This window comes from Advenella sp., assembly GCF_052108595.1.
Taxonomy (GTDB): Bacteria; Pseudomonadota; Gammaproteobacteria; order Burkholderiales; family Burkholderiaceae_B; genus Advenella.
This window is the reverse complement of the sequence record NZ_JBQEAU010000138.1, coordinates 1-10,088: the sequence shown is the minus strand read 5'-3', so window position 1 is coordinate 10,088 and position 10,088 is coordinate 1. Positions and strand designations below refer to the sequence as shown.

The 10,088-nt window shown below is 54.9% G+C and carries 11 protein-coding genes; 5 read left to right on the top strand and 6 right to left on the bottom strand.

From position 1 onward, the window contains the following. The 5 genes from ACTIKR_RS18610 to ACTIKR_RS18590 form a co-directional block, all read left to right on the top strand. Window positions 1-424 (top strand): VUT family protein (locus ACTIKR_RS18610; RefSeq protein ID WP_442328649.1); only part of this gene is annotated, 424 nt, incomplete at its 5' end. Window positions 425-581: 157 nt separating this feature from the next. After that, on the top strand, window positions 582-1,508 hold the full coding sequence (gene livH, locus ACTIKR_RS18605) for a high-affinity branched-chain amino acid ABC transporter permease LivH (protein WP_193086905.1): 927 nt from the start codon (window positions 582-584) through the stop codon (window positions 1,506-1,508). Then, window positions 1,505-2,743: a high-affinity branched-chain amino acid ABC transporter permease LivM gene (gene livM / locus ACTIKR_RS18600; RefSeq protein ID WP_442328648.1), complete on the top strand. Its 1,239-nt coding sequence runs from the start codon at window positions 1,505-1,507 to the stop codon at window positions 2,741-2,743. Before livH ends, livM begins: the two co-directional genes overlap by 4 nt. After that, the gene (livG, locus tag ACTIKR_RS18595) at window positions 2,740-3,507 is read left to right on the top strand and encodes a high-affinity branched-chain amino acid ABC transporter ATP-binding protein LivG (protein WP_442328647.1); all 768 of its coding nucleotides are present in this window, start codon (window positions 2,740-2,742) and stop codon (window positions 3,505-3,507) included. The genes livM and livG overlap by 4 nt, the downstream gene beginning before the upstream one ends. 1 nt (window position 3,508) lies before the next feature. Continuing rightward, complete coding sequence (locus ACTIKR_RS18590) at window positions 3,509-4,210, top strand: ABC transporter ATP-binding protein (protein ID WP_442328646.1); 702 nt, start codon at window positions 3,509-3,511, stop codon at window positions 4,208-4,210. A gap of 296 nt (window positions 4,211-4,506) precedes the next feature. On the opposite strand, the gene ACTIKR_RS18585 is transcribed toward ACTIKR_RS18590, so the two are convergent. The 6 genes from ACTIKR_RS18585 to ACTIKR_RS18560 all read right to left on the bottom strand — a co-directional run. Further along, a complete protein-coding gene (locus ACTIKR_RS18585; RefSeq protein WP_193086901.1) occupies window positions 4,507-5,262 on the bottom strand; it encodes a glutathione S-transferase family protein in 756 nt (251 codons plus the stop codon). 370 nt (window positions 5,263-5,632) lie between these two features. Further along, the gene (locus ACTIKR_RS18580; RefSeq protein ID WP_442328645.1) at window positions 5,633-6,256 is read right to left on the bottom strand and encodes an SCO family protein; all 624 of its coding nucleotides are present in this window, start codon (window positions 6,254-6,256) and stop codon (window positions 5,633-5,635) included. Between the two features lie 17 nt (window positions 6,257-6,273). Continuing rightward, window positions 6,274-8,433, bottom strand: coding sequence for a M3 family metallopeptidase (locus ACTIKR_RS18575; protein WP_442328644.1), 2,160 nt, complete (start codon window positions 8,431-8,433; stop codon window positions 6,274-6,276). Between the two features lie 2 nt (window positions 8,434-8,435). Continuing rightward, a complete protein-coding gene (folD, locus tag ACTIKR_RS18570) occupies window positions 8,436-9,299 on the bottom strand; it encodes a bifunctional methylenetetrahydrofolate dehydrogenase/methenyltetrahydrofolate cyclohydrolase FolD (protein ID WP_442328643.1) in 864 nt (287 codons plus the stop codon). A 15-nt stretch (window positions 9,300-9,314) separates the two neighbouring features. Then, entirely contained in the window at window positions 9,315-9,920 is a 606-nt protein-coding gene (locus ACTIKR_RS18565; protein ID WP_193086897.1) for a response regulator transcription factor, read from the bottom strand. Then, window positions 9,917-10,088 (bottom strand): ATP-binding protein (locus tag ACTIKR_RS18560; RefSeq protein ID WP_442328650.1); only part of this gene is annotated, 172 nt, incomplete at its 5' end. The genes ACTIKR_RS18560 and ACTIKR_RS18565, both read right to left, overlap by 4 nt.

Sequence of the window (10,088 nt, the reverse complement as noted above, 5' to 3'; positions counted from 1 at the left end):
CATCACTTATCCCATCTGCTTTCTGGTAACCGATCTGCTGAACCGGCGTTTCGGTCCAGCGCGGGCCCGTCGCGTGGTGTCTATTGGGTTTATCTTTGCCGTGCTGGCTTCCTATGTCGTGGCTGACTCGCGTATCGCGATCGCCTCCGGAGTGGCGTTTCTGACGGCACAGTTGCTCGATATTCTGGTGTTTGACAAGCTTCGCTACAAATCCTGGTGGAAAGCGCCTTTCATCGCTGGCTGGCTGGCCGCCATCATCGACACTTTCCTTTTTTTCGGCGTAGCGTTCGTCGGTACCGATGTACCATGGGTGACGCTGGCCACGGGTGACGTGGGTATCAAACTGGTCATCAACGCGATGCTGTTGGCGCCGTTTCGCATCCTGATGTGGAATCTTGGTCGTCCACGCAGCGCCCAGGCGTAAAACAGGCATAGACGCAGCATAAGGGAGCCAGGCGAGGGTGAGGGTTAACCGTCACGCTTGTTCTATCAGAAACGACGTAATCCAATAAGAGCAACGGGACCGCCATTCATTCCAGACAGGTTTCCAGGAGGAGTGAGGAGGGCACGAGGAGCGCATTATGCAGGAATTTCTACCTCAATTCATTCAACAACTGATCAATGGCATGTCGCTGGGTGCGATCTATGCCTTGATCGCTATCGGTTATACCATGGTATACGGCATTATCGGTATGATCAACTTTGCCCATGGCGAGATCTATATGATTGGCGCCTATGTGGGACTGGTGACACTGTCGGCACTCGGTATTAATCACGGCATTCCGATTCCGTTGGTGATTATCGCCATGCTGCTTATTTCTGCGGTCGTTACCGGCTTTTACGGCTACGCGGTCGAAAAGATTGCCTACCGGCCGCTGCGCGGCAGTCCGCGGCTGGTCGCTTTGATTTCCGCTATCGGTATGTCCATTTTTCTGCAGAACTGGGTAGCGATCGGACAGGGTTCGCGTGATATGGCCGTCCCCAATCTGCTGGCCGGATCGTTCCAGTTCAGCCTGGGCGGTGACTTTGCGATTACGCTGACCTATTCCAGGCTGATGATTATGGGCGTGGTATTTGTGTTGATGATTGCACTGACGCTTTTCATTCGCCATTCCCGCATGGGCCGTGCGTCCCGTGCCTGCTCCCAGGATATGCGAATGGCCAGTCTGCTGGGTATCGACACGAATCGTGTTATTTCATTCACGTTTATTCTCGGTGCGGTGCTTGCCGCCGTCGGTGGCGTGCTCATTGCACTGACCATAGGCAAGTTGAATCCGTTCATTGGCTTCATTGCCGGTATCAAGGCGTTTACCGCCGCTGTGCTCGGCGGCATCGGCAGTGTTCCCGGCGCCATTCTAGGTGGCCTGTTGCTGGGGGTGGCCGAAACCATGGCTGCCGCCTACATCGGTTCGGAATACAAGGATATTGTGGCTTTTGGCTTGCTGGTGCTGATCCTGTTGTTCAGACCGACTGGGTTGCTGGGTAAACCGGAGGTAGAAAAAGTATGACGCAGAATTTGAAAAACGCCATTATTGCTACGCTGGTGGCCGGAATTCTTTTGACACCCATTTTCGGGCTCGGCCTGGTTCGCCAGGGTATCCGCATGACGATCGTTCCAGACTGGACGGTTGTCTTGATAGGCATGGCAATCGTGTTTGTCGTGCAACTGCTCAAGCCGCTGATCTTCAAAGACAACAAGCCATCGCTGGCGAAAAAGCTGCGTTCGGGCAAGCACGCCGTCCTTGGCCAAAAGACCATGTTCAGTCTGTTCGCCCTGATGCTGGTCATTGCCGTTGTCTGGCCCTTTTTTGGCGACCGCGGCCAGATTGATATTGCCACGCTGGTATTGATTTACGTGATGCTGGGTCTGGGCCTGAATATCGTGGTCGGTTTCGCCGGGCTGCTGGATCTGGGTTTTGTCGGGTTCTATGCGGTTGGTGCCTATACCTACGCTTTGTTATACCATTGGGCAGGCTGGGGTTTCTGGGAAGCGCTGCCCCTTTCCGGGTTGTTTGCCGCGCTCTTTGGCTTTGTCCTGGGGTTTCCGGTATTGCGCCTGCGCGGAGACTATCTGGCCATCGTCACCTTGGGGTTCGGTGAAATTATCCGTCTGCTGTTGACCAATCTGACTAGCCTGACTGGTGGTCCTGATGGCATTTCGGGGATTCCCAAGCCATCGGTCTTCGGTTATGAGATGGTCCGTCGTGCGCCCGAAGGCGAGCAAACCTTTCATCAGTTAATGGGCTGGAGATTTGATACCGTGGATGTGGTGATCTATCTTTATCTGATGGCGCTGGTGCTCGCGGTTATTACATTTGTTATATCCGCCAGGTTGATCCGCATGCCCGTTGGTCGTGCCTGGGAAGCGCTGCGTGAAGACGAGATCGCCTGCCGCTCCCTGGGTATGAATCCCACGAAAATCAAATTATCGGCCTTTACCCTGGGCGCCATGTTTGCCGGTTTTGGCGGCGCGTTCTTTGCTGCACGGCAAGGCCTGGTCAACCCGGAGTCGTTTACCTTTATCGAGTCGGCGCTGATCCTGTCCATTGTCGTATTGGGCGGCATGGGCTCGCAGATTGGCGTGATTCTGGCTGCCATCGCATTGACTGTATTGCCTGAACTGGCGCGTCAGTTTGCCGAATACCGGATGCTGATATTTGGTCTGGTGATGGTGCTCATGATGATCTGGCGTCCGCAGGGTCTGCTGCCGGTCAAACGTCCTCACGTGGAGATTGAAAAATGAGTGATGTAGTCCTGCGTGTCGAATCTCTTAAAATGCGTTTTGGCGGTCTGCTGGCGGTCGACTCGGTCAACCTGCAAGTCCAAAAGAATGAGGTGTTTGCCATTATCGGCCCTAACGGAGCCGGCAAGACCACGGTCTTTAACTGCATCAGTGGTTTTTACAAGCCGACAGAGGGCAGTATCGATCTTCATGGCAAGGCGCTTACTGGTTTACCCAGTCACAAGGTCGCCCAGCGCGGGGTGGTGCGAACATTTCAAAACGTGCGCCTGTTCAAGACGCTGACGGCCCTGGAAAATCTTCTGGTGGCCCAGCATACACAGCACGAGTCCAATTTTCTGGCGGGTCTGCTCAATTTGCCGTCATACCGCCGGGCTGAGCGCAAGACGCTGGATACAGCGCTGTTCTGGCTTGATTTCATGGGCATTCGCGAGTTTGCGAATCGCCAAGCTGGCACCCTGGCATATGGTCATCAGCGCCGGCTGGAAATCGCCCGCTGCATGATTACCAAGCCGACCTTGTTGTTGCTCGATGAGCCCGCGGCAGGGCTCAATCCACAAGAGAAAAAGGCCCTGTCCGGCCTGATCAATCGCCTGCGGCACGAATTTGACCTGTCCGTCTTGCTGATTGAGCATGACATGAGTCTGATTATGGGTATATCCGACAGGATCCTGGTCATGGAACATGGCAAGCCGATCGTGACCGGGGCGCCCGAAATCGTACGCGCTGATCCACGGGTCATCAAAGCGTACCTGGGAGAAGAATAAGATGCTGAAACTGGACAATGTAAGTACACACTACGGTGCCATCCAGGCGCTCAATTCGGTGTCTATTGAAGTCAATGAAGGGGAAATCGTTACGCTGATCGGTGCCAACGGGGCCGGGAAGACGACTTTGCTGATGACTGTCTGTGGCAATCCCAGGGCTTCGTCCGGCACGATCCGGTTTTTGGACCAGGATATTACCGCTGAACCTACATCGTTGATCATGCGCCGGGGTATCGCAGTGTCACCGGAAGGACGCCGCGTCTTTCCAGACCTGACCGTGCTGGATAATCTGAAAATGGGTGGTTTTTTCCTGCCGCGCGAGCAGATAGAACAGGGGATTGATCATGTATTCGGATTATTTCCTCGCTTGAAAGAGCGAGCCTCGCAACGGTCAGGCACCATGTCAGGTGGTGAGCAACAGATGCTGGCCATTGGCCGTGCACTGATGAGCAAACCACGCCTGCTGCTGCTGGACGAACCTACGCTTGGTCTTGCACCGCTGATTATTGCGCAGATTTTTGAAATTATTCAGACCATTCGCGACCAGGGCGTGACGGTATTCCTGGTGGAACAGAATGCGCACAAGGCGCTGAAGGTGGCCGACCGTGGATACGTACTTGAAACGGGTAACGTTGTACTGGCCGATACTGGCGCCAATCTGCTGGTGAACGATGAAGTGCGCAAAGCCTACCTGGGTCACTGATTTAACATGGCCATTGGCCAGTAGTGATGAGCTATGCGTTGTGTCGCGAGTAAACACCCTTATCCTGCGCCTTGGATAACGCCATTCTGATGATGTCCTGCACAGGCAGGATGATCTGTGCAGGACATCTGATTCGGATGGGCGCCTGATGGCTGAGGTCAGCGGCCCGCTTCTGCTTGCGTAAATCCGCTACGATTGGACATTGCTATTGGCCACTGCGTTGAGGCGGCTGCTATTTCTTTATAGAGCCGCTTCGACCGAGGCACGTCTTTTGAACCGGTGCTACAGAACTAGTTCTATCGGGTGGCGTCTGTGGGTGCTGATGCGTTGGCCGCGTCAACTGACGGTTCTACCGTGGGTTCCTGGGGGTCATTTTTTCCTGGCAGGGACAGCGTCAGCAAGCCTGCCTTTTCTTTTGCGCGCTGATAGGCCGGCCGCAAGCGAATGGCTTCCAGAAATGCCTTGATGTTCAGCAGGTTGTCACCGATGAGGCCACGACCGTGCAGAACCTGTAGCGCGAATCCCATTTGGATGTCGGCGGCACTGAAGTGACTGCCACAGAACCAGCCGGTATTGCCCAGTTCGGAGTCCAGGAAATCCAGTTTGACGTTCAGATCAGGCATGACAAAGCTGTCGAGTGTGCCGTTGACTGTTTTTTTCACAATGGAGCGTGCAAAAAAGGGCACCCGGGCATTGGCCATTTTGTTGAGCACCAGCGTAAGCAAGGCGGGTGGCATCAGCGAACCTTCGGCAAAATGCATCCATTGCGAATAACGCAGGTAGTCTTCGGAACTGATGGGCGGACGCAATCCACGATTGTCATAGCGGTTAAGCAGATACTCGATAATGGCGCCGGATTCGATCAGGGTGAAGCCGTTGTCGCACAGCACGGGGGCTTTACCCAATGGGTGTACGGCCTTTAAGGAGCTTTGCGCTCGCATGGTTTCCGGATGACGCTCGTGACGCTCAATCTGGTAACTCAGCTCAAGTTCTTCCAGCAGCCAGATGATGCGGAACGAACGTGAGGCTTCCAGATGGTGTAGTGTGATCATAGCTTTCCCAGGTCAATTTGATTACAGGTAACTGCCAGTTTACCAAAATGCGTGAATTGTTGCCGCGTATCGCTCGTTGCAGCGATAGCCCACGCATGAATGCAGCCTGAATCGGGGCGATGATGCGGTTAATCAGGGCGATGACGGCGTAGCGCATCACAGGGCGTGACCGAGCAGGTACAACGGCTGCGATTGCGCAGGCAGCTGGCCTACTACGCAACCACGATTGTGCCGTTCCAGGTCATGGGGTAGCAACAGGGAGCATGGCTGCAGCCGTAGCGGATTGATACTTGAACGGATAGACCGACAAAGTCAGGTCGTAACCAGAACGCAGGCAGAACGCAGGTAGTATAGGCCTGCTGCATTGGGCTCAGAGCAGTGTGCGAATTTTCTCTGTCACCTGTTCCGGCGTCTCGCTGTCGGAGGCCAGGTAACGGGCGCGGCCGTCTTTGTCGAAAATATAGATGCCGCGACCATGCATCACTTCGTATGCCTCTGGGTTGCTGGCATCCTTGGGTTTGCTGATCTGATAGGCAACACGGTAACGGCGCGCGACAGAGGCAATCTGCTGCTCGCTGCCGGTCAGCCCGATCGCGCCATTATTGAAGGCATTGACATACGCCTGCAGCACTTCAGGTGTATCACGGTGCGGATCAACACTGATGAAGAGAATCTGGGCTTCTTTGGCCTTGGGCCCCAGTTGTTGCATTACTTCGGACAGTTGCGCCATGGTCGTGGGGCAGATGTCCGGGCAGCTTGCATAGCCGAAAAACAGCATGACCACTTTGCCTTTTACTGTCTGTTCGGTCAGGGTTTTGCCTTCGCTTGCATTGAGCGAGAAGGACAGGTCGGGCAGGTGATTGGCTATCGGATAGATAGTTGTCGGACGCTGGCTTTGCGTCGCGCCGGGGACATCGGGAATGCCCTGGGCGACTGCCGCATGCAATACGAAAGGTGTGGCCAGGGCCAGCATCAGGGAAAGGCGAACGCGCATTATACTTCCATTAAAAATCAGGCGGCGGCCTCGGCCACAAGCCCGCTGTGACGCAGCAGGGCAGCGGGTGACGGGCTGCGGCCGCGAAATGCTTCAAATGATTCTGCAGCAGGACGTGAGCCGCCCACGGCCAGAATCTGCTCCTTGAATGATTGACCGATTTGCGGATTCAAAGTTCCCCGATCGCTGTCGGCGTGCTCTTCAAAAAGACTATACGCATCGGCCGACAACACCTCGGCCCATTTATAGCTGTAATAGCCTGCGCCATAGCCGCCGGCAAACAGATGAGAAAAGTTATGCGCAAATCGATTCCACGAAGGCGGCATAATGACAGCCACTTCCTGACGGACCTGATTCAGGATTTGCATCACGGTCTCAATCGCGGTCGGTTCTGCACGTGTGTGAATCAGCATATCGAATAATGAAAATTCAATCTGGCGCACCATTTGCATGCCGCTTTGGAAGTTGCGGGCCGATAGCAGTCGCTCGAACAAATCGCGATCCATTTGTTTGCCAGTTTCCCAATGCGCGGCCATGCTGCGCATGACGGGCCACTCCCAGACGAAATTTTCCATGAACTGGGAGGGCAGTTCGATGGCGTCCCATTCGACACTGGCAAAAGGCGAGGCTGCAGGTTCGTCTACTTTTGACAGCAGCGCATGCAAGGCATGGCCTGTTTCATGAAACAGGGTGATGACATCATCATGGGTCAGCAGGGCAGGCTTGGTCCCCTGGGGACGCGAGAAATTGCAGTTAAGGTAAACAACCGGCATGATACTGAGCGTGCTGGTAATGTGCCTGCTTCGCTCGCTGTCGACCCACGCGCCGCTTTGTTTTCCCTTGCGGGCATATAGGTCGGTATACAGATGGCCGATGACACGTCCTTGTTCCTGCACTTCAAAAACACGTACGTCGGTATGCCATACCGGGGCATCGAAGGGCACCAGATCTATATTGAATAGCGTTTTGATCACACCAAACAGCCCGCTCATGACGTTCGCTTCGCTCAGATATTGCCGGACTTCTTCGTCCGAGTAGGCGTATCTGGCCTGACGCAATTGTTCCGAAACGTAGGTGTAGTCCCAAGGTTCCAGTGTTGCCATGCCCAGTTCGGTGGCTGCAAATTCGCGCAAGGTCGCGACGTCCTGTTGGGCAAACGGGCGGGCCTTTGCTGCCAGATCACGCAGGAATGCAATGACCTGGTCTGCCGATTGGGCCATTCGGGTTTGCAGGCGCATCTGGGCAAAGTTGGCAAAGCCCAGCAGGTGTGCATCTTCCAAGCGCAAGTCGAGCAGCTTTTCAATCACCGGCGAGTTGTCGTATTGCGGTTCGCCCAGTTCCGAAGCCAGTGTGGCGTAGCCGCGATAGAGCGCTTCACGCAAGGTAGCGCTTTTTGCATATTGCATGACCGGCAGATACGACGGCATTTTCAGGGTAAAGCGCCATCCGGCCTGCGCGGGCTGGTCGGCAGCATTGGCACTATCGGATCCATCGGCGCCTTCAGCTTCGGCGGTTTGGACAGCCGCTTCGCTCGCAGCCTGGGCAGCCGCGTCAATGACGTCTTGCGGCAAGCCGTCGAGCATGGCGGCATCATGGACCTGATAGTGCCAATTGTCCATGGCATCAAGCGCATTTTCGGAAAACTTCTGTGAGGTCAGTGCAATGTCTTCATTCAATTGCGCGTACCGCTGCCTTTTTTCACCTTCCAGTTCGACGCCGCTTAACCGGAAATCGCGCAGCGCCAGTTCGATGATGCGCTTGCGAGTGGGGGTATAGCTTGCGAATTCGGCACTCTTGGAGACCGCAAGATAACGCTCGAACAGATCCCGGTTCAGGCCGATCCAGGTGGAAAACTCAGTAATGACCGGCAACATGCCGTTGTAGGCATCACGCAGCGCCGCGGTATTGATGACGGCGTTCAGGTGTCCTGCAACCGACCAGGCACGCCACAGGCGGCTGGACAACGCCTCCATGGGATCAATGAAATTATCCCAACCGGGCTGTGTGCTATCGCTGACCAGGGCTTCAATTCCCTGGCGCGTTTCAGTCAGCAGCAGTTCGATGGCCGGCGCAATATGTTCCGGCTTGATCGAAGCGTAGTCGATCAGATCAGAAATGGGAGCGAGCAGTGGATTGCCGGTTGTGGCAATGGTCTGGACAACCTGAGTTTGCGTCATAGTTAAGTTTTCTGTTTCAGATTCTGTTGTTCGGCTGCGTGTACGGTATTGAGCAGCAACATGACAATTGTCATGGGGCCGACGCCGCCGGGCACGGGTGTGATGGCAGCGGCCACTTGCCGGGCGCTTTCAAATTGCACATCGCCCTTGAGTTTGCCGTCCTGGCCGCGATTGATACCTACATCGATGACCACTGCGCCTGGTTTGATCATATCGCCCGTGATCATGGCGGGTTTGCCGGTGGCGACCACCAGAATATCGGCGCGTCGGGTCTGGGCGCCCAGATCGCGGGTTTTCGAATTGCATATGGTGACGGTTGCGCCGGCTTTCTGCAATAGCAATGCCATTGGCTTGCCGACAATGTTGCTGGCGCCCACCACGACCGCCTCGGCGCCGCGAATAGTTACCTGTTCGTCTTCAAGCATTTTCATGATCCCGTACGGGGTGCACGGAATGAAGGTGGGCTTGCCGATCATCAGTGCTCCGGCGTTGCTGACGTGAAAGCCATCGACATCCTTGGCCGGCGAGATCGCTTCGATAACGGTATCGGCATTGAAATGCGGCGGCAGAGGCAACTGAACCAGAATGCCATTGACCGAGGCATCGTTATTGAGCATGCTGATACGCGCCAGCAGCTCGGCTTCGGTCATTTGTGCCGGATAGGTTTCGACCGAAGAAGTCAGCCCAAGCTTGTTGAACGTGTTGGCCTTGTGATTGACATAGACCTGCGAGGCAGGGTCGTCACCGACCAGAATGACCGTAAGCGAAGGGACAATACCCTGTTCTTTGAGTCTGGCCAGATGCGGGATCATTTGCAGCTTGAGTTTTTCGGCCAGCTGTTTGCCATCAATAATACGTGCTGTCATATTGTTTTTGCAGTCCTACTTTACCAAAGCCACTTTCATTAAATCGGCGACCGTGGTCACTTCGAGTTTTTCCATAATATTGGCGCGATGCGCTTCGACAGTTTTGATGCTGATGTTCAAATCGTCGGCAATTTGTTTGTTCAGTCTGCCGGCCACAATGCGTTCAAGAACCTGTTGTTCGCGGGCCGTCAGGCGGCCAATAAGTTCTTCATGGTTTTTGCGGGCTTGTTGTTCGGAGGCGTTGCTGACCGCCTGTTCCAGCATGCGTGCGATGATTTCGCGAAGGTCCGCTTCGTTAAACGGTTTTTCCAGAAAGTCGACAGCACCTCTTTTCATTGTGGACACTGCCATGGGCACATCGCCGTGGCCCGTAATGAACACCACAGGAATGGTCGCCTTGCGTGCCACCAGTGTCTCTTGCAACTCCAGACCTGACATGCCCGGCATACGCACGTCGGCGATCAGCACGCTGATGACGTTCGGATTGTAGCCTTCGAGGAATTTTTCCGCGCTGTCGAAGGCCACGACCTGATAGCCGTTGGCCTCGAGGAGCCAGCGCAGCGAATCACGCACTGCTTCGTCATCATCTACGATATATACAATGCTGCTTGGGTTATTCATACGGTTAATTCCTCTTTGATAGGTGTGTCATTGGGCTCTTGTGGAGCACAGGGCAGGGTGAAATGAAACAGGGTGCCTCCGTCTGGATTGGCCTGTGCCCAGAGTCTGCCATGGTGTGACTCGATAATGGTGCGACATATATTCAGGCCCATTCCCAGCCCTTCGGAT